Here is a 20,031-nt window from a genome sequence, read left to right on the forward strand (position 1 = left end):
GAACTAGTTATATAAGCCAAAAGACTCTTTACATACTCGTATCGACATGTCTTTAATTGAAACCTTTCAATCGTGTGAATATTCCATCTTTTCTCACTTCCATTTGAATTTCCCCCATCTGATCTGTGCGAAATACGCCAGCTTTTACGTTTAACAGATGGTCAATTATTTCAGGAGAAGGATGTCCATACGTATTCATAGCGCCCACAGATATGACAGCAGCCGTAGGATTCCAAAAGGCAAGCCATTCTGGCGTCGTGGAAGTTTTGCTGCCGTGATGGGCAACTTTGAGCACGTCTATTTTGTGGTTGGTGGTGGAAGATCCTCCTACCAAATCAGGATGCTCATGGAGATATGCAAGCACAGTCGCTTCGGACTCTTTCTCCATATCCCCGGTAAACAGCCATCGTGTTCCTTGCATGTCTAACAAAAAGACGACAGATCTGGCGTTCTGTTCTTTGACGATTTCAACGTGGGTCTCTATGTTTTCCAGGGGATACAGGATCTGCAGTTTCGTTTGGGGATCAATCTCGATCCAATCGCCTACATGTGCTGGTAACAAGGGAACTTTCTTCTGGAGAAGAGTCGTAAACATCGTAGTCATACTCCCTCCACTTTTGAACGTTCCGTTAAAGAGGAACTGCTTGACCGGGATTTGTTCGAAAACAGCCTGTAAACCGCCGCTATGATCAGCATCCTCGTGCGTAAGAACAACGAGATCTAAACTGTGTACACCCCTTTTTTTGAGAAGAGGAACCAACAGTTTTCGACCTACTTCATAAGGATCTTTACGGTTCTTCCATTCTTCACCCGCTTTTCGAAAAGAGAGCGTTCCCCCGCCATCAATTAGTAGCTGACGTCCATACGGAGTCCGAATCAAAATTGCATCGCCTTGTCCCACGTCAATAAACTGCACAAGCCCATTTCGCAGGAAACGATCCGGTGTATATCCGATCCATAAAAGCAGGAGAAAGCCAGCGCACGTAAGGCTTAATACTATTTTTGGATTGACATTCCTTTTATTTTTGCTGTTCGTGTAATCTAACTGAATAGGTAATTCATGCTCGAGAGTCTGGTGACTTCGGTACCAAAGGAAATAAATAAACACGAGCAGTCCATAATAGCACACGATCCACGGTAGACTGGGTGTTGGCCAAATCATTTTGACATAAGGAAGCTGTTGGAGTTTATCGGTAATCCAGAAAATGGCTTCATTTAACCATGAGATCAGCCATCCGATGCTTCTGCCTAAGGGCATATAAATGAGGCCAAGGGTTAGCGCTACTAAGCCTGCTGGAAACACGATCATACTGATTACCGGAACCAGTACAGCATTGGCTAACCAAGAGAATAAGGAAAATTGATTGAAATAGTAAATGGATACTGGAAATGAAACGGATTGCGAAACGAGTGTTATGGCGAGGGTATTTCTGAGTGTTGGTGAAGTCAAATAGGGCTTAATTAAGTCTGTTACTCTTTGTACGCCAAGGATAAGGCCTAAGGTGACAAGAAAGGAGAGCTGGAAGCTCACATCTAACAAAAAGTAAGGATTCCAGAGCAGCATGCCCCAAGCGGCAATGGCCAAAATATGTAGAACATCTTTCATCCCGCCACGCCTAGCTGCATACAAAGCAATCATTGACATCAGACCCGCTCGTACAATCGACGGTGATGCACCCGTGATAAGGACATAGAACGGAAGCAAACACATGCAGATGAGGAGATATGTCTCTTTGGCCATTCGGAACCGGCGCATGAGCCAAATGCAGACACCTAAGAATACAGCTATATTTAATCCTGATATGGCTAAAATGTGAGTCAGACCCAGCTCCGAAAATTGCTGGAAACGGTCAGGATCCAGATCGTCCGTGAGTCCGATCAGCATGCTCTTCATAAATCCCGCCTGCGAAGCGGGAAAGATCCCATCCATCCGCCTGCTTAGCGCAGCGCGAAGTTCGTCGTTCCAGCGCAGCAACTGAGCGACGCTAAAGCGCGCAGCCGCAGGCTGCACCTGCGCCTGATCCACCCCTTTGGCTGACAACAGCCAGTGGGTGTGGTGAAGGCGCAGGTATCGGCGGTAGTCGAAGCCGCCGAAGTTGCTGGCCGGGGACGGGCTGCGCAGCGTCCCCGTCAGGGTTAGGGCGTCGCCTCGGCGCCAGCCCGACGCCACGGCTTGCTGCGCCTGCTCCATCAGGCGCAGCGAGACCTGCACGCTTTCCCCGCCGAGCGGGAAAGCGTCGGTGTCTTGGAAGCGGACGGATGCCGCTTCCATCGTGAAGCTAGCCTTGTCACCGTCAATGGTGACAGGGCTAGCGAACCGGCCGAGCAGCGTGACCTCGCTGCCGGCGTCCTTGATCTGCCCCTGCTGCGCCAGCGGCAGGGCGGAGATGTTGCGCTGGTCGGTCCCTTGGTAATAGCCGTAGGCTATGACGACCAGCAGCAGGGCGCCTAGCGCCTGCCGGCCAGGCAGGCGCAGCGCATAAATGATGACAAGCGCGGCTAGCAGCAGCGCGCTCGTCATCCAGGTCAACCATGGAAGCTCCGTGTACATGGCGAGCACATAGCCACTTATCCACAGACAGCATCCTTGAACAACTGGTCTTTTCATACTTGGGGGAACAACTCCTTTATTGATATTAGTTCTTGCGTCGCTATGCAGCTCGGTTCCGAATCCCCCGCTGCTATATCCACATTAAAGTTCCGCTTACGGGCCTGCTCAACCGCTCAATCCCCCTGTCTTCCCACACAAAAAACCTCCCCCTAACGCAACCATTTGGCTGCTGTTAGAGAGAGGTTCTTCCCCTCAGACACACTATTTAATTCACAACCTCGGACACGGTTCCCGCTGGCGGCTCGTAGGTCGTCATCTGACGGAACGAAATTCCTCGCGCTACCATCAACTGACTAACTTTCTCCTGATCCTTGGGATAGCCCCGATGAAATACAATTTCCGTGACGCCACTGTTAGCCAGCATATTAGCGCAAGTCCAACACGGCTGATCGGTCACATACACTGTAGATCCTTCGCGATCCTCGCGGTCGGTAAACAGCAGGAGATTTTGTTCGGCATGAATGGTCCGAATGCATCGCTGCTTACGAACGACTTCCTCTACGTCAGCAACGAGCTTCAGCTCGATTTCTTCCACCAGCATGCATCCTGCTTCTGTGCAATCCGGAACACCCATCGGTGCACCATTATAGGCTGTGCCTAGCAGCTTTTTACCCTGCACAAGAACTGCTCCCACATGCCTCCGATTACAGCGCGAGCGCGTGGATGCCATATAAGCAATATCTAGAAAATACGTATCCCAATCCTTACGGATGCTCATGATGATTGATCCCTCCTGATGGCTCTTTCGATGGTTGCTCCCATTGTTATCGATTACCAAATCTATTGCTAGTATTTTCTCATACTTCACTAAAAATGAAAAGATAGACTAGGATGGCGCTACATACACAAGCCCTTTCAGCTTCGCAAACATTTTCTCACCAATGCCTTTCACATCCATTAGTTCCTCGACCCGCTTAAACTTCCCTTTCTTAGCACGGTGTTCAAGTATCGCCTTCGCCTTACTCTCTCCAATACCAGGCAGCTTATCTAATTGTTCTAAGGTAGCCGTATTCAAATCTAACAGTGTTTGCTGCGAATTAGATGAAACTTGTGTTGATTGTGAAGTTTGCGCGTGTTGTGCAGTTGATGGAATAGGCGGGATCGGTGATCCCATTGGGACCGTGGAAGAAGACTCAGGAGTCAGAGCCGAATGCGTTGAGTCGGTTGCTGAATTAGGAGCAATCCCAGGTGATTGGGAAGGAGAAGATTTGGGGGAAGCAGCAGATTTTGGCGATGGTGTAGGTTTAGGGCTTAGTAACGATTTTGCACTTGATTCTTGTGAAAGCAGCTCACTCATTTGATTATTCATTGGCATAAAGGAAGTAGTGATCAATGCTCCTCGCCCATGGAGAAAGGGCCATACAATGCAGACGCACAGCAAGACGGCCCCGATGAGCAATAGGAGTCTTTTTGTTTTATTCCCATAAAAATCCATGGACTACCTTCTTTCTTAGCATATTTGCACACGCGCAGCCATATACATGAAAAAGCGTCCGAATGCTGGCAAGTATCGCTACCATTTAAACAGGATGCAAATATATGCTCTTTCTTTGCCATTCATGGATAAGAGACCGCGTTGGTATGAAGGCGCAGGATAAAGTCTGATTTTTTTCGGGAGGGATTACTTGATGAAAGCTGGATTCATCGGTACTGGGAGTATGGGAAGTATTCTGATTGAAGCATTCATTCATTCCGGGGCATTCAATCCCGAGCAAATAATTGCGAGCAATCGAACCTTAAATAAAGTTGAACTTCTTGCGGAGAGATATCCTGGCTTGCAGGTTGCTGAGACGAATAGCGAAGTCGTGCGAATAAGTGACCTGATTTTCCTTTGTGTGAAACCCTCTGAGTTTAAAACCGTTATTGATGAAATCAAAGAGGACGTGCTTTCCTCTCAATTTATTATATCCATTACGAGTCCAATCCTGATCAGTCACCTGGAGGCCCTTCTACCTGCCAAAATCAGTAAGATAATTCCAAGTATAACGAACTATGTGTTGAGCGGTGCTACGTTATGTATTCACGGGAATCGGATGCAGCCTGAAGATAAAGAATGGCTCGAAAACATTTTCACTCATATCTCAACGCCTATTCGAGTATCTGAAAACTATACAAGGATTTCATCGGATTTATCTAGCTGTGGTCCTGCATTTTTGGCGAGCTTTATTCAAGCATTTATTGATGCGGCTGTAGAAGAAACAGGAATTTCTGCGGAGGAAGCTACTTTGCTTGCGAGTGAAATGACATTAGGTACAGGAAAGCTGCTCACTACCGGAGGCTTCAATCCTGCCTCTTTGCAAAAGCGTGTTTCTGTTCCTGGGGGAATTACGGCGGAAGGCTTGCGGATTCTTGAAAAGGAACTTGCTGGGGTTTTCTCACAGGTCATCTGTGCGACTCATGCGAAATATGAAGAAGATCTTGAGAAGGCCAAGCTGCTTCTCGCTTCGAAGCAGCAGTAACCTTCCCAAATCATCAACTTCCGGTTCTTAACCTACAACGATATTGACTAATTTACCCTTCACAACAATCAATTTGCGAACGGCCTTTCCGGCGGTCGCTTCTTTGACTTTGTCGAGATCAAAAGCCATTTTCTCCATCGCTGCTTCATCTGTATCTTTCGAAATCATCACGCGATCAACGATTTTACCATTGATCTGTACCACGATTTCGATTTCATTATCAACGGTCCATGCTTCGTCATACGTTGGCCATACTTCGTACGTGATGGATTCCGTACCGCCTAACTTCTCCCATAGCTCTTCCGCTAAGTGAGGTGCGATCGGGGAAAGCATTTGTACGAAGTTTTTCATTGCTTCCAGCGGTAGACGCTCTGTTTTGTAAGCTTCATTGACGAAAATCATCATTTGGCTAATCGCTGTGTTGAAACGAAGTGCATCGAAATCTTCCGTGATTTTCTTAATCGAACGGTGCCATGTGCGTTTGAAAGTGTCACTGCCTAGTGTTTCATCCGCGCTAATTTTCGTTTGAATCTGACCGCTGTCATCAACGAACAAACGCCACACACGATTCAAGAAACGGTAAATCCCGTCAACACCTGTTGTGTTCCACGGTTTAGTCGCTTCAAGAGGCCCCATGAACATTTCATAAATACGAAGAGTATCCGCACCTTGATCGCTAACGATATCATCCGGATTCACAACGTTCCCGCGTGATTTACTCATTTTCTCCATGTTCTCGCCAAGAATCATCCCTTGGTTAACAAGCTTATGGAACGGCTCTTTGGTATGAACAAAGCCAAGATCATAAAGCACTTTATGCCAGAAACGCGCATACAGCAAGTGAAGAACAGCATGCTCCGCGCCGCCGATGTACAGATCTACTGGCAGCCATTGCTTTTGCAGCTCATCGGAACAGAAAGCTTGATCATTCTTCGGATCGATGAAACGCAGGTAATACCAGCAGCTTCCCGCCCATTGTGGCATGGTGTTCGTTTCGCGGCGAGCTTTCATGCCCGTCTCTGGATCAATTGTGTTGACCCATTCGGATACGTTAGCAAGCGGTGACTCACCCGTACCTGAAGGTTTGATCTCATCCACTTGTGGAAGCAATAATGGCAGCTGATCCACAGGAACCGGCTTCATCGTGCCATCTTCTAAGTGAAGAATCGGAATCGGCTCTCCCCAGTAGCGCTGACGGCTGAACAACCAATCTCTCAAACGGTATGTCACTTTGCCGCGACCTTTACCGTTCTGCTCTAGCCAAGCGATCATATGGCTGATCCCTTGCTCAATGTTCATGCCATCGATAGGACCGGAATTCACATGCTTGCCATCGCCAGCATAAGCTTCCTTCTCCACATCTCCGCCTTGGACAACCTCAATAATCGGCAAATCGAACTGCTTCGCAAATTCCCAGTCGCGTTGATCGTGACCTGGAACCGCCATAATCGCACCTGTACCGTATCCGCCTAGGACATAATCAGCGATCCAGATTGGCACTTTCGTGTCATTAACCGGATTAATCGCATAAGCCCCTGTGAACACACCGGATTTGTCTTTTGCTAAATCCGTACGCTCCAAATCGCTCTTACGCGACGCTTTCTCTTGATACTCTTTGATCGCAGCAGCTTGTGCTTCTGTCGTAATGTGCTGAACCAGTTCATGTTCAGGAGCCAATACGCAATAGGTCGCACCGAATAAGGTATCTGGACGCGTTGTAAAGACCGTTAGACTTTTCTCGGATTGACCTTCAATCGCGAATTGAACCTCTGCCCCGGTTGACTTCCCAATCCAGTTGCGCTGCATATCTTTAATACTTTCAGACCAATCAAGCTCCTCAAGATCTTCAAGTAAACGCTCCGCGTACTCCGTAATTTTCAAAATCCACTGACGCATCGGTTTCCGAATGACGGGATGGTTGCCACGTTCACTTAATCCGTCAATAACTTCCTCATTCGCAAGTACTGTGCCTAAAGCCGGACACCAGTTAACTGGCACCTCATCGACGTAAGCAAGCCCTTTGTTGTACAGTTGGATGAAAATCCATTGCGTCCATTTGTAATACTCGGGATCTGTCGTACTGATCTCACGATCCCAATCATACGAGAAGCCCAACGATTTAATTTGACGACGGAAGGTGTCGATGTTCTTCTTTGTGAACTCACGCGGGTCATTTCCTGTATCCAAAGCATACTGCTCAGCAGGAAGTCCGAACGCATCCCAGCCCATAGGATGAAGCACATTGAAGCCTCTCATTCTTTTGAAACGGGAAACGATATCAGTCGCTGTGTAGCCCTCTGGATGTCCTACGTGCAAGCCTGCTCCTGATGGGTATGGAAACATATCCAGCGCATAAAATTTCGGTTTATCCGAATTTTCCAGCACTTTAAATGTTTTCTTCGCATCCCAATATGCTTGCCACTTGGGTTCAATCGCTTGCGGATTGTAGCCTTGTTGTTCTTTGGTTTCTTTCAATTCCTGTGTCATGATACAAATCCTCCTTCAGATTGCTCTTATCTGCGTATGCGCACAAAAAAACCTCACATCGCTAGCGGATATCGCTAGGGACGAGAGGTATAATTCCCGTGGTACCACCCTAGTTAACACAAGGCATACTTTACCTGTGTTCACTCTGCCCCTTAACGCGGGTGAGACGATCCAGCTAGCACCTTGATCGGGGATCAGGCGATTCACCTTCTAGCTCCGAGGCGAGTTCTCCAGACGAACATCTACCGGCTTCCACCCAAGCTCCGGCTCTCTGTAAGATGCTGTACAAGTTACTATTCCTCATCTAAGCTTTCCATACAACTGATTAGCTTTGATTATATGTAAAATAATGCCGCACTGTCAAGCCGCCGCGGACGAATCCCGTTAACCCTCTTATTTCTTCGCAATAAAGAAAGCTCGTTCTGTCTGTACAGTTGGCTGCTCCCACGTGAAATCCGCAACTACATGAACTTCGCGAAAACCAACCTCTAGCAACATCTGCTCTAGCCACTGCAAAGAGTATGCTCTTTGCTCATGCGTTTCGTCAATGCGGCGGAAAGTGTCCCCACGTCCACTGTCTTTCACGAAAATCGTTAGATCGTGAACAATCTGTACACGTTCCTCATCCAATTCACTTGTCCAAATGTAGGCGACATCATCTTCATTTAGAAAAAATGGCTGAGAGTCTGCATAGGCGAATAATTGCTCTGGGGTATGTACATCGAAGAGGAATAAGCCTCCTGGCTTAAGTCCAGCCAATGTCTGACGGAACGCATCCACGATGTCCTCTTCTTCTAGCAAATAATTGAGACTATCGCAAAAAGAGATGGCCACATCGACTTCCTCGCCCAGCTCCCACTCACGTAAATCCTGTTGGATCCAGCGAATAGCACCGCCGCGAAGCGGCCCTTGATGATCGCTTTGCTTCTGCTCAGCGACAGCCAGCATATCCTCGGACAGATCAATGCCTGTTACTTGATACCCTTCAGCTGCAAGCGGGATGGACAAATTGCCTGTCCCACAGCCTAGGTCAACAAGGGTTGTTGGCTTTACATCAAACCGTTCGAAGCTTTCCTTCGTAAAACGCAGCCAATCCGCGTAGGGCATACTGTTCATCAAGCGATCATACGTATAGGCAAACTTTTCGTAACTCATCTCAGCCTTGCGTCTCCTCTTGTTTCAGATAGGTCCAATCCGCTTCTTGGTAGATGAGCCCATCCTTCATAAGCTTGCCTAATGCACGCTTGAAGGCTGCTTTACTTAGACCGAACTTATCTTTAATGATATCTGCTTGTGTTTTATCCGAAAATGGCATGGCATTCCCCGGACGTCCACGGAGCACCTCGAGAATGCATTCTGCATCTTCGTCGCGTCCTTTTTCCTTCGGAAGTCTCATCGAAAGGTTAACCCGTCCATCCTCTTCACGCACGAACGCGATTCTGACATCCACTAATTCTCCTACACGAAGCAAACGAGTACGTTCTTGCGGAATGATCAGTCCAATGATCCCAAAACCAAGCACACCTGCTTCACAAATCACGAATGTGCCCATTTGAAGCGGCCGATACACGCGAGCTTTCACCCATTGATTGGTCCAACTGGAAGGGGCTCGTACACATAGCGGAGCTAGATCTTCTTCGAGCGCCAGTTTGGCAATTAAGCGACCTTGTCGATCGTGCGCCAGCGTTGCATATACTTTATCGCCTACTACGGGGCGAAGCTCTTCGAGTTCAGGCACATGACGGTACGGTAAAAGCAAATGGCGTCCAAGACCCATTTCTAAGAAGTAACCGAAACGCGGGTGAATATCAACGACCTCAAGAAGTCCGACCTGACCCATGGTCAGTAAGGGACGTTTCATGGTCGCCATGATCCGATCCTGGGTATCGTGGAATAAAAAGACTTCCACTTGGTCTCCCGGACTAATTCGGTTCCCAACGATTTCTGCGTAAGGCAGTAGAAAATCTTGATAGCCATCCGTTAGGAAAAAGCCATTTGGTGGAACTTCCCTTGCTACCTCTAGGGTAACAAGGGATCCTGCTTCCATTCTCATACGCGCTCCACAACTTTAGCATCTGACCAAAGTCTTTCGATGTTATAGTACTCACGGTCATCACGATGGAAAACGTGGAGAACAACGTCTCCTAGATCAAGCAGTACCCATCTTGCTGTATCGATTCCTTCATAGCCTCTAATATGAACACCATGTTCATGCGCTTTTTTACGAGCTTCGCCTGCAATTGCTTGAACTTGTGTTTCCGAATTCCCGTGACAAATAACGAAATAATCCGCAATCAGGGAGACACCTTTCAAATTAAGGCTAACAATATCGGCAGCTTTCTTATCTTCAGCGGCCTCTACAACGAATGCTAAAATTTCTTCTGGGTTTTTACTCATGCAATCATCCTCCATGTCATTTGGTGTGTTGTTGAATCTGTTCTAATAAATCATTCCGTGTCAAAATCGTAAGTGGATATATGCGCTTTCCTTTGGAAATCAGAAAGTTGATCGTCGAGTCGAAGCCCGCAACTAATGCTCTCTCTAGGCTGATTTTGGCGAGTTCACGAATATGCTCAACACCGGGAAAGTCACGTCCAGGTTCCATATAATCAGCTAAACAAACGATTTTGTCGAGCAGCGTCATCTGTTCACGGCCTGATGTATGGTATCTGATCGCGTCCAGAACTTCCTCATCCTCAATGCCGAATTGCGTCTTTGCAATAAAAGCACCGGCATGCGAATGCCATAGTTCCTTATCAAATGCCAGTAAATCCTTAGGTAAATCGTTATCACGAATAATCTTAGCTTGCTCTTCAACCGCCCAATACTTGCAATAATCATGCAAAATGGCGGCAAGGTCTGCCTTGACCGTATCCCCGCCAAAACGCTCGGCCAAGATTACGCTCGTTTCCATCACACCTAACGTGTGCTGCCAGCGACGTTCTGGCATTTGTTCTTTCACCGCAGCCATGAGGTTTTCACGTTTCATATAAGTGATTCACCTCCATGAATTGGCTTACCTTCTCTGGTACCAGGTACCGGACAGGATCGTGCTTCTGCCTCATTGCACGAATCGCTGTAGATGAGATCTCAACAAGCGGCATCGGTACAAGCTTAACGCGATTGCGAATATGTTCGGACATCTTCGTCATATCTAATTCGTAGCCAGGCCTGGCTAATCCAATAAAATGAATATGCCGCACGATGTCATCGATGCGATGCCACTGCGGCAAATATTGAACCATGTCGGCTCCAATAATATATGAGAAGCCAATGTCCGGATATTGCTTCATCAACAGCTCGATCGTATCGATACTATAAGATACGCCGCCTTTGCCAATTTCGATATCGACAGGACGAAAAAAAGGATTGCCTTCTGCAGCCAGGCAAACCATCTCCCATCGCTGCTGACTTGTTGCTCTCGGCGCATTCGGCTTATGCGGCGGGACGTTGGCAGGCATCAGCCAAACCTCGTCCAAGCCTCCTTCCACCCTCGCACGTTCAGCTGCGATCAAATGACCGGTATGAATGGGATCGAATGTGCCTCCCATAATTCCGACAAGCATACATCCACCCCATTATCGCGGCAGTTCAATCTTCTTATTGTCACGCGATTCTTTGTAAAGTACTACAATTTTACCAATGACCTGAACAAGTTCTGCTCCGGATTTCTCAGCTAATTCGCTGCCTACTTCTTGACGATCTTCTCCGCTGTTGTTCAACACCGTAATTTTGATTAATTCACGCACTTCGATCGCTTCTTGAATGTGGCGAATTAAATGATCGTTCACACCACCTTTACCTACTTGAAAAATTGGATCTACATGGTGAGCCATGGAGCGTAAATGACGTTTCTGTTTGCCTGTTAACATGGATGTCCCTCTATTCATTCTTATTCAGTTAATGACTGTTCTACCACCTGTCTCATCGCCTCAACCGGCGCAGGGGTCCCCGTCCAATACTCAAAGGCGTATGCGCCTTGATAAATAAACATGCCAAGCCCGCCATGAATGCGAGCTCCAATGGCTTCCGCTTTACGCAAGAATCGCGTAATACGCGGATTATAAATAAGATCACTGACTAAGTGATGCGAGCGTAAAAGATGGAGCGGTAACGGAAGCTCATCCACATTGGGATGCATACCAGCGGATGTGGTGTTGAGCACAAATTCAACTTGATCAACTACATCCTCTAGCTCGTCCATGCCTAAACCAACGGTTTCTGTAAACGCACCAATCGTTTGGGCCAGCTCAACAGCTCGTTCTCTAGTACGATTCGCGATATATATGCAGCTCGCACCTTCCTTCGCAAGAGCATACGCAACACCTCTTGCAGCGCCGCCAGCACCAAGTACAAGAACACGTTTCCCCTTGAGTTCGATCCCCGTCTCTTCCTTCAAAGAACGGACGTAGCCGATTCCATCGGTATTGAATCCTTTGAGCTTGCCCGCTTCGTTCACAATGGTATTGACGGCACCAACGATCATAGCTCCTTCATCGATCTCATCGAGGTAGTTCATGACATCTACTTTGTGTGGAATGGTCACATTCACGCCGCGGTAGCCTAGCGCTTTAATTCCCCGAACGGCCTCGCCAAGTTCTTCAGGCTTCACATGAAAAGCCGCATAGACACCATTCACGCCCGTTTCCTGAAAAGCACGATTTAACATGATCGGGGAACGCGAATGCCGGATAGGATCTCCGAATACCCCATAAAGTACTGTATGACTGTCGATTGTCCGTAGTTTCTCCATGATCTCCCATCATGCCCCCCCGAAATAAACGGCTACGAAGTCTGTAAAGGACGACGCGTTTATCAGAAATATAGCCAATTCATAATCTGAAACTAATTCTCTCTACTATGTTAAATCAATGACTCCCGCGTAATTACTTTTATGCCTTTCGGGGCATGAACGGCAAGCTCTGCACCAGCTAGGCTATTGACTTTAATCCAGCCTAAGCCAGAGATTAACACATCCATCTGTTTGCCCTTAGGAATATGCAGCGGATGCTTAACAAGCTTAGGAAGTTCTTCCAAATCCGATTGCTGAGGCGGCGTTAACATTACGCCTTTGTGTTCTTCGTACAAGCTATCTGCCCGTTCCAACTTCGTGCGATGAATCTGGATCGCATTCGATGTGTAGCAAGTAAAGGATTGATGGTCTCCTTTGATAAAGTCAAATCGAACAAGCGCACCGAAAAACAGCGTTTGCTCGGCATTTAATTGAAACACCATCGGTTTCAGCGGTTTGTCTGGCATAAGCGGCGTCAAGTCACGCTTCTTCACAACTTCGGTCAGACGGTGCTTGTACACAATCCCAGGCGTGTCGATAATGAATTTACCGTCATCCAACGGGATTTTGACCAGATCAAGAGTGGTTCCTGGATATTGCGATGTCGTCAACTCCGCATCCAAATCACTGTAATCACTAATCAGGCGATTAATGAGCGTCGATTTCCCGACGTTCGTTGCACCAACGACATATACATCCATGTTGCCGCGATATTCTTGTACAGCGGTAATAACACGGTCGAAACCGATGTTCTTCTTCGCGCTGCATAGCACAATATCAACAACTTTAAGATTTTCTTCCTTCACTCTGCGCTGCACCCAATTGATGATTTTGTTCGAGTTCGTCACTTTAGGCAGCAAGTCAATCTTGTTAACGACGAGTAAAACGGGATTATTTCCGATAAAACGGGAGAGTGAGCTGATCATACTGCCTTCGAAATCGAAAATATCCACGATTTTCACGACTAAAGCCTTCGTTTGACCAACATGTCCTAATAATTTCAGGAAGTCGTCTTGTTGAAGGGTAATACTTGAAGACTCATTGTAGTGCTTAATCCGGTAACAGCGTTGGCATATCAAGGGCTCCTTCTCTAAGGCAGCCTCTGGAATAAAACCTAGTTTACTTTTGTCTTCTGTTTGCAGCGCAATGCCGCAACCCGCACAATGTTGTATCATTTCTGTACTCATGAAACCTCCTATTTCTTCATCCTAGCTAAGGCCCACTTCTCAATCAGGCGGTTTACTCTCGTAAACACACCCTCGTCTTTTCTAGAGATAGGTTGAACAAGGATCGTATAAAGCCCCATCCGATTGCCGCCAAGTACATCTGTCAGCATTTGATCCCCGATCACAGTGGTCTGTCGAGCATTCGTTCCAAGCAACTTCATCGCTTTATGGAAGGAAGCATTCGTCGGTTTTTTGGCACGGTGAATGAACGGTATGCCTAGCGGCTTCGCAAAGGTCGACACCCTGTTATGATGATTGTTCGACACGATGACAATCTTGAAGCCGATCTGTTGCAAATGATTCAGCCATTCTATTAGCTCAGGCGTCGCATGTGGATCAGCTGCACCGACAAGTGTATTATCAAGATCCGTTATAATTCCGCGAATACCGAATCCCCATAGGTGATTGGCATCAATATCATAAATTGTATGAACAGACTGTCTCGGTACAAGCTTTCTCAGCAAACAAATTCCCTCCAACTGCTTCCTTGACATATACGTGAAACTATACCATAGTGCCCCGTTTGTTGCAAAAAGAAAAGAACATATTTTCCCCACTAAGCCTTCGTTGGCAGCGGTAACCAGTCTAATACGGTTTGAATTTTGCGATCCCAATAGCCCCATTCGTGTGTAGCAGGCTCTTCGTCATAGGTAATTTGCAAACCTTGTGCATGGCAATAATCTCGGAAACGGATGTTATCTTCATATAAAAAATCTTCCGTGCCACAGCATTGGTAGAGTTGCGGTCTGACCTGGTTACTAGCAACCAGTTGATCTGCTAGATAGAACAAATCATTTGGACTATCTTTGATCGTAGCTGCATCGCCAAAAATTAATTGAAAATCATTCGGAAATGCCGTCGCTCTTCCAACAATATCAACCGCTCCTGACAAGCTTGCCGCAGCGGCATACTGATTGGGATGTGAAAGGGCCATCTTCAAAGCGCCATATCCCCCCATGGAAAGTCCAGCCACATAATTCAATTCTCTTTCCTCCGCCAATGGAAAAAAGGATCTGGCTAATGCGGGCAATTCTTCACTGATGAACTGCCAGTACTTCGGACCTGACGCCATATCGGCATAGAAGCTGCGGTTCACCGCAGGCATAACAACAGCGATGCCTAACGCTGAAGCATACCTTTCAATCGAAGTTCTACGCATCCAAATGGTATGATCATCCGATAAACCATGGAGTAAAAACAGCGTCGGATGTTTACCGCCAAAAGCATGAGACGCAAGTCCAATTTGGGTAGTAGCGACCTGAGGTAAAATGACATTCATAGAAGCTGATACACCAAGTGATTCTGAATAAAAGTGACAATCGATAAAAGCCATTAGATAGATCCCCTCTCATAGGAAGCCACCCTCCATAAGTCGGAGAGTGGCTTCTCTTTCCTCATTTATTTCATTTGTTCTTTGACACGCATAATTAATTGACTTGCTTGTTGATAATCAACTTCAGTTACAGCTAGCTGACTATATTTGGCTCGTTCGAACAACTCGATTAACGCGTCTAACTCTTTTTTCAACCATTTACTCTGAGCTGACCATCTAGTCGTCGCTTCTCGCACCGTTTCGTGTTCATATCTCGTATACCCTTTACGACGGCTTGCGCGAAGCATTTTCTCAAAATCAACAATAATTTTCTGATTAAAATTAACCACTTGCAGCTTTTTCCTGCGATCACGCCAATTCCTCCACGCTTCGCTTCTCATCAGGAAAAATAGCGCACCACTTACGATACCAAGAGCTGCTACAGTGCTTAGAGTCAGCCAAAGCCATGTATGGCTCGTCGTTCCCGCTGGCACGTCAGGCAATGTGCTAACATCGGTGTCTGGCGTTGGTTCTACCGGCGGCGGAGTTGCCTCAGGGAAAACATTCGGCAGCTTAAAGCCCGAAGTTGGTTCAAAAGATATCCAACCGAAGCCCTCAAAATAAACTTCAACCCATGAATGCGCATCGGAGTTACGAACCGTATACGTTGCAGCGCCATCTAAATCAACACTAGCTCCGAACTGACCTAAAATACCCTGATTACGGATTTCATCGTTGACGGAGGACGTGCCAGAAGAGTACCCTTTCACCCAACGTGTTGGTAAACCAATGGTACGAGTGAGCACTGCCATCGCAGTTGAATAATAATCACAGTACCCTTGTTTCACTTCGAATAAAAAGCGATCAACGAAATCCTTACTTTTGGCCTTCGATTCATCCGGTGTATTCGTGTATGGAAAGTGCTCGGACAAATAAGTCTCGATCGCCTTGGCTTTATCATAAGGATTCGTTGCATTCTTCGTGATATCCAGTGCAAGCTGTTTGACACGCTCTGGCAAATCCGTTGGCACTTCTAAATATTCCGCCCAATCTGGCTGATTCGCATAATCTGCAGTAACCTTACGCAGTTGGTCTTCTTCGAGAATCGGCTCTTGAACAACAATCGAATAATCTTTGGGATACCCGGTTCGTCCAGCGTATCGCAACTCCGATTGTCGCGGTGACCATACGATCCGTTGGATCGGATTTTCTCCTGTATTCACATCAGCGATTCTCTGAATGGCATAGCCCCCGAATAACACAGGGAATACTTCGTCTCGATTCATCTCGACGTGTTGGGTAACTTCCTTCGTTTTCAACAACGAAATATCAAACCTAGGGTCAAGCGGTAACGGATTTGCATTTACACGATACAGCGGCAACTTCTTCTCCGTAGGTCCAAGAACCCAGCCTTTTCCATTATAAAGAGATCTGGTTTCTCCTCGAAAATAGGTGCGTTTGCTAGACTCAACCGTCATCACGGGTGTGTAATCATATCGAAACCCACCGCCTAGCGAGCTGTCATCACGGCTGTAACCAGAGGAGGCATCCGCTGTCGAAGAGGCAATACTTACACCTTTTCCTAGTAATGGAACTGTTTCTCCATGGCCTACTTTCCATGCGGTATACGGATCTGTCAGGATCGGATTCACCGTTGGTGCAAAAATGCCTGCTAAAGCAATAACGCCTACTACAATAAGAATAGGTACCGTGAATGAGGACGGGTAATCAGAAATGGTCTCCCAAACCACAGGCGCTCGTCTCTTCAATTGCGAGAAATGTCTCACAATCAAAAGAAGAAATCCGCAAAGTAAAATCATAGCGACTTGTGGCCAAAGAAAGATCAAACTAAAGGAATCACGTACGGCGAAAAATAAAATGCTAACAAATATAAGGACAACGATTCGAAATCTCGATTGAATGGACCACATCACGAACAAGTAAATGATCCAAGCACTTAAACTAAACCAAATATACGGCTCCAGTTGTCCTGCATTCAAGCCAATTAGGCGCAGCGCCTCTTTCCAAGTTGTGACATGAACGCCTATCCAATGGTACCCCATGCCTAAACCGTGAAAAAAAATGATGAGTACGAATTGCAAGCATGCGCGCCAGCCACTTTTCATATGAGGGATAAAATAGGTTGCCGCTAGTAAGACCAGTGTCCACGTTACATAAGAAACCGTCTCCGCCAGCCACAATCCGTCCTCTTTCATAATCCAGATGACAAATTGATACAGAAAGATCGCAACGAGAATGGTTGAGACTCTCAGTGTCCAATCTTTCAGAAGGAGTCGCCCCCACCATGTGTTAGGCATACCGTTTCGCCCCTCCCAGAAGGTTAGGCAAGTCCGTTAATTGACCAACCTCATACCCCAAATAACCTTGTGAGCGAATGGCTTTCATATAATCATCATGAGCGGAGATCTGCTCCGCCCCTTGAGCCTGGAAGCCTTGTGTCGATTGCGCACGGATCCAAATATGGCAAGGCTTCATCTGAAGCAGTGCCATCTGCTGAAACATCTGCAGCATGCTGCTTCCTTTTTGCGGTGAAATCAGAACAACCAACGAACCAGCAGGCCATTCCTGCGAGCGTTCCTTCAAGATTTGACTCAAAGACTGATGACCATCTGCATTGACACCAACGAGATGTTTAACGATTTCCTTATAATGCTGTTGACTATGCTTTGGCTCAAAATACGTAAATTCCTTGCCGATTGAAAGCAATCCAAGCGACATTTCACGTCCTGTTCCGTAACGGAACAACGAAGCGGCCACAGAAACAGCCAATTCAAATTCAGCTCCATCTCGATACGCACGAGCGGTTCGATCCAGCAAAACAATCGTTTTCGGCAGCGATTCCCGCTCGAATTCCTTCGATTTCCAGGTGCCAGTTTTGGCTGTTGCATTCCAGTGAATACGAGAAAGTCGATCGCCATATATGTATTCGCGCACGCCATTAATTTGCGTCGTTTCACGGTGAGCGCTCGTCGCTGTCGAATGATGCTGCATGCCTTTGAGCATTTGATGAAACTGTGCCCATTCGGGGATCGCGACTGTTTGCGGATACACAGTGACCGATTGTTGAAGATCTAGCCGGCCTTTGTGCTGAAAAAAGCCGAAAATATCCTCCGTTAAGCACTCCGTCGTCTCAAAACGGTAATACCCCCTGCGCAGTGGTGGCGTGCTGTAAGTGAACTCGCCCCTGCGCTTCCAGTCGGGGACGATCGAACCTTCAAAGATCGCAATATCGCCATTTTGACGAATAAGCTGATCCTTGATCATGACATAAGGAATGGGCCAGTACCCTGGGATTTGCACGTTAATCTGGATTTGAAGGGATTGCCCGGCTTCGAGTTTAGCTTCGACACCGCCATTTGTTAATTTGCGCGTACCTTGCGCACTTTTGATGCCGCTCCAATTTCCCGAAAGCAAATAGAAAGATAAGAAGGTCATCATAATCAACAACATGGAAGCCAGTTTGCCGCCTTGGAATAAAAGGAAGAACAGACTAGCCAGGAAGCACGTAACAAGTAGCCAAAAAGCTGCCGGAAACCGGGGACGTTCCCCGAATCGTTTGAATACCGGTCGTTTCATAGGCTCACTTCTCCAATCTGACCGGAACGCGTACTTGCTCAAAAATCGTATGGAGTACAGAAGCAATCGTGATGCCATCCATGCGCGCTTCCATTTGAAGGATCATCCGATGACCCAGTACAAAAGGAGCCAAATATTTAATATCATCCGGGATGACATAATCACGCCCATTTAAGAAGGCATAAGCTTTGGACGCCATAACTAGCGAAAGGGTAGCCCGAGGACTCGCTCCTAGGAAAACAGCTTGATGATCGCGCGTTTTTCTCGAAATCGTCACTAAATAATCCGCAACGGCTTCATCCATATGAACTTGGCGGACTTCTTCTTGCATTTTCAAAACCAACTGGGTATCCATGATCGCGTGAAGTGCTTCCATCGGATGTGCTTTGCTTTGGGAAGCAATCATCAATTTCTCTGCGGCTTCACTCGGGTAGCCTAAGCTAAGCTTGATCATGAAGCGATCCAACTGGGCTTCCGGCAGCGTATACGTGCCTTCGAAATCGATCGGATTCTGCGTCGCCAGCATCAGGAACGGAGAAGGTAATTCGTGTAAATCACCGTCAACCGTGATGGACTGCTCTTCCATGGCTTCCAACAGGGCTGATTGTGTTTTGGTCGTGGCGCGATTGATTTCATCAACCAGCAAAATATTCGTCATAATCGGTCCAGAACGGAACAGAAACTTCTCTTCTTTGGGATGATATATAGAAACGCCAGTTATATCCGTTGGCAATAAGTCCGGATTACATTGTATACGTCGAAATTGACCATTAATGGAACGAGCAAGCGCTTTAATCAGCACCGTTTTGCCTGTTCCTGGGACATCCTCAAGCAAAACATGACCGCCGGCCAACATCGCAGTAAGCAACAATTCAATTTCAGAGCTTTTGCCAAGAATACACGATTCTAAATTTGCTTTCAGCCGAGCTAGTACTTCTACATGATGTTGAGTGGCAGTTTCCATGTGTTGATCCTCCTTAGAGTTTTCGTAGAAAACTTTCTTCGTAAGCGTGTACTGAGTTTTGCTTGCAAAACTTTCTTCGTAAGCCTTGCTGAGTTTTCGTAGAAAAGTTGTATACGTAAATATTACTATTTAATTGGCATTATACCTTACTTTCCGTGTAACTCAGGAATTAAAGGAAAATGTACGTAAATCTAGTTTACAGGAAAGTTTTTCTTCCGTATACTTGTAAATCCTCTAAAGTTATTTGTTAAATTTACCCACATTTTGGATTGTAACAGTCACTCTACTGGGAGAGAAAATGCGGGACAGTTACTTGAAAGTGTTAGATGGAAAACATACAGTTATTTCTGGCCATTTACACCGAAAAAATCGAATAGCTGGATTTCATGCAGGTAATTTCAACGAACTCAAGCGTATTGGTTAAAATCGCTAAAATTAGCTGTATATTTTCCATCTAGTGGGTGATTTTAGCTCGAATGTTGATTATTAGCTGTATGTTTTCCAGTTAAGTTTCGAGTGCGAGGGAGTGGATAGTTGGGTTGGTGGGGTTGGTGGGGTTGGTGGGGTTGGTGGGGTTGGTGGG

The 20,031-nt window shown here is 46.7% G+C and carries 18 protein-coding genes and 1 other annotated feature; of the genes, 1 reads left to right on the forward strand and 17 read right to left on the reverse strand.

All coding sequences use genetic code 11. The features are described 5' to 3' along the window. Positions 1 to 52: 52 nt before the first annotated feature. The 3 genes from A8709_RS01540 to A8709_RS34850 all read right to left on the reverse strand — a co-directional run bounded on the left by A8709_RS01540 (position 53) and on the right by A8709_RS34850 (position 3,920). Positions 53 to 2,608: a DNA internalization-related competence protein ComEC/Rec2 gene (locus tag A8709_RS01540; RefSeq protein ID WP_065850441.1), complete on the reverse strand. Its 2,556-nt coding sequence runs from the start codon at positions 2,606 to 2,608 to the stop codon at positions 53 to 55. A 208-nt stretch (positions 2,609 to 2,816) separates the two neighbouring features. Then, positions 2,817 to 3,329, reverse strand: coding sequence for a deoxycytidylate deaminase (locus A8709_RS01545; RefSeq protein WP_065850442.1), 513 nt, complete (start codon positions 3,327 to 3,329; stop codon positions 2,817 to 2,819). A gap of 108 nt (positions 3,330 to 3,437) precedes the next feature. Continuing rightward, positions 3,438 to 3,920, reverse strand: a complete 483-nt coding sequence (locus A8709_RS34850) for a ComEA family DNA-binding protein (RefSeq protein WP_208607621.1) — start codon at positions 3,918 to 3,920, stop codon at positions 3,438 to 3,440. Between the two features lie 319 nt (positions 3,921 to 4,239). On the opposite strand from A8709_RS34850, the gene comER reads away from it, so the two are divergent. Then, positions 4,240 to 5,070, forward strand: coding sequence for a late competence protein ComER (comER, locus tag A8709_RS01555; RefSeq protein ID WP_065850443.1), 831 nt, complete (start codon positions 4,240 to 4,242; stop codon positions 5,068 to 5,070). Positions 5,071 to 5,097: 27 nt separating this feature from the next. Here the strand turns inward: comER and leuS are convergent, their stop codons facing one another. The 14 genes from leuS to A8709_RS01625 form a co-directional block, all read right to left on the reverse strand. Then, positions 5,098 to 7,557: a leucine--tRNA ligase gene (gene leuS, locus A8709_RS01560; RefSeq protein ID WP_065850444.1), complete on the reverse strand. Its 2,460-nt coding sequence runs from the start codon at positions 7,555 to 7,557 to the stop codon at positions 5,098 to 5,100. Between the two features lie 73 nt (positions 7,558 to 7,630). Beyond that, positions 7,631 to 7,873: a binding site (T-box leader), on the reverse strand. Positions 7,874 to 7,950: 77 nt separating this feature from the next. Continuing rightward, positions 7,951 to 8,712, reverse strand: coding sequence for a class I SAM-dependent DNA methyltransferase (locus A8709_RS01565; RefSeq protein WP_065850445.1), 762 nt, complete (start codon positions 8,710 to 8,712; stop codon positions 7,951 to 7,953). Position 8,713: 1 nt separating this feature from the next. Next, positions 8,714 to 9,610 (reverse strand): CvfB family protein, encoded by an 897-nt coding sequence (locus A8709_RS01570; protein ID WP_065850446.1) that lies wholly within the window; start codon positions 9,608 to 9,610, stop codon positions 8,714 to 8,716. Continuing rightward, complete coding sequence (gene rsfS, locus A8709_RS01575; protein WP_057314506.1) at positions 9,607 to 9,954, reverse strand: ribosome silencing factor; 348 nt, start codon at positions 9,952 to 9,954, stop codon at positions 9,607 to 9,609. Before rsfS ends, A8709_RS01570 begins: the two co-directional genes overlap by 4 nt. 16 nt (positions 9,955 to 9,970) lie before the next feature. Beyond that, positions 9,971 to 10,546 (reverse strand): bis(5'-nucleosyl)-tetraphosphatase (symmetrical) YqeK, encoded by a 576-nt coding sequence (gene yqeK / locus A8709_RS01580; RefSeq protein WP_065850447.1) that lies wholly within the window; start codon positions 10,544 to 10,546, stop codon positions 9,971 to 9,973. After that, a complete protein-coding gene (locus A8709_RS01585; protein ID WP_065850448.1) occupies positions 10,536 to 11,123 on the reverse strand; it encodes a nicotinate-nucleotide adenylyltransferase in 588 nt (195 codons plus the stop codon). Before A8709_RS01585 ends, yqeK begins: the two co-directional genes overlap by 11 nt. A gap of 12 nt (positions 11,124 to 11,135) precedes the next feature. Next, entirely contained in the window at positions 11,136 to 11,429 is a 294-nt protein-coding gene (yhbY, locus tag A8709_RS01590; protein WP_065850449.1) for a ribosome assembly RNA-binding protein YhbY, read from the reverse strand. A 20-nt stretch (positions 11,430 to 11,449) separates the two neighbouring features. Beyond that, positions 11,450 to 12,310 carry a shikimate dehydrogenase gene (gene aroE / locus A8709_RS01595; protein ID WP_065850450.1) on the reverse strand — a complete coding sequence of 287 codons (861 nt, stop codon included), beginning with the start codon at positions 12,308 to 12,310 and terminating at the stop codon, positions 11,450 to 11,452. A gap of 110 nt (positions 12,311 to 12,420) precedes the next feature. Further along, complete coding sequence (yqeH, locus tag A8709_RS01600; protein WP_065850451.1) at positions 12,421 to 13,536, reverse strand: ribosome biogenesis GTPase YqeH; 1,116 nt, start codon at positions 13,534 to 13,536, stop codon at positions 12,421 to 12,423. 8 nt (positions 13,537 to 13,544) lie between these two features. Then, the gene (locus tag A8709_RS01605) at positions 13,545 to 14,039 is read right to left on the reverse strand and encodes a YqeG family HAD IIIA-type phosphatase (protein WP_208607622.1); all 495 of its coding nucleotides are present in this window, start codon (positions 14,037 to 14,039) and stop codon (positions 13,545 to 13,547) included. Positions 14,040 to 14,131: 92 nt separating this feature from the next. After that, a complete protein-coding gene (locus A8709_RS01610) occupies positions 14,132 to 14,908 on the reverse strand; it encodes an alpha/beta hydrolase (protein WP_065850452.1) in 777 nt (258 codons plus the stop codon). A 65-nt stretch (positions 14,909 to 14,973) separates the two neighbouring features. Continuing rightward, positions 14,974 to 17,205, reverse strand: coding sequence for a transglutaminase TgpA family protein (locus tag A8709_RS01615; protein WP_065850453.1), 2,232 nt, complete (start codon positions 17,203 to 17,205; stop codon positions 14,974 to 14,976). Further along, positions 17,198 to 18,484: a DUF58 domain-containing protein gene (locus A8709_RS01620; protein ID WP_065850454.1), complete on the reverse strand. Its 1,287-nt coding sequence runs from the start codon at positions 18,482 to 18,484 to the stop codon at positions 17,198 to 17,200. The genes A8709_RS01615 and A8709_RS01620 overlap by 8 nt, the downstream gene beginning before the upstream one ends. A 4-nt stretch (positions 18,485 to 18,488) precedes the next feature. Beyond that, positions 18,489 to 19,448 (reverse strand): AAA family ATPase, encoded by a 960-nt coding sequence (locus tag A8709_RS01625; RefSeq protein ID WP_065850455.1) that lies wholly within the window; start codon positions 19,446 to 19,448, stop codon positions 18,489 to 18,491. Positions 19,449 to 20,031: the final 583 nt, after the last annotated feature.

The organism is Paenibacillus pectinilyticus, from assembly GCF_001700435.1.
GTDB classification, from domain to species: Bacteria; Bacillota; Bacilli; order Paenibacillales; family NBRC-103111; genus Paenibacillus_E; species Paenibacillus_E pectinilyticus.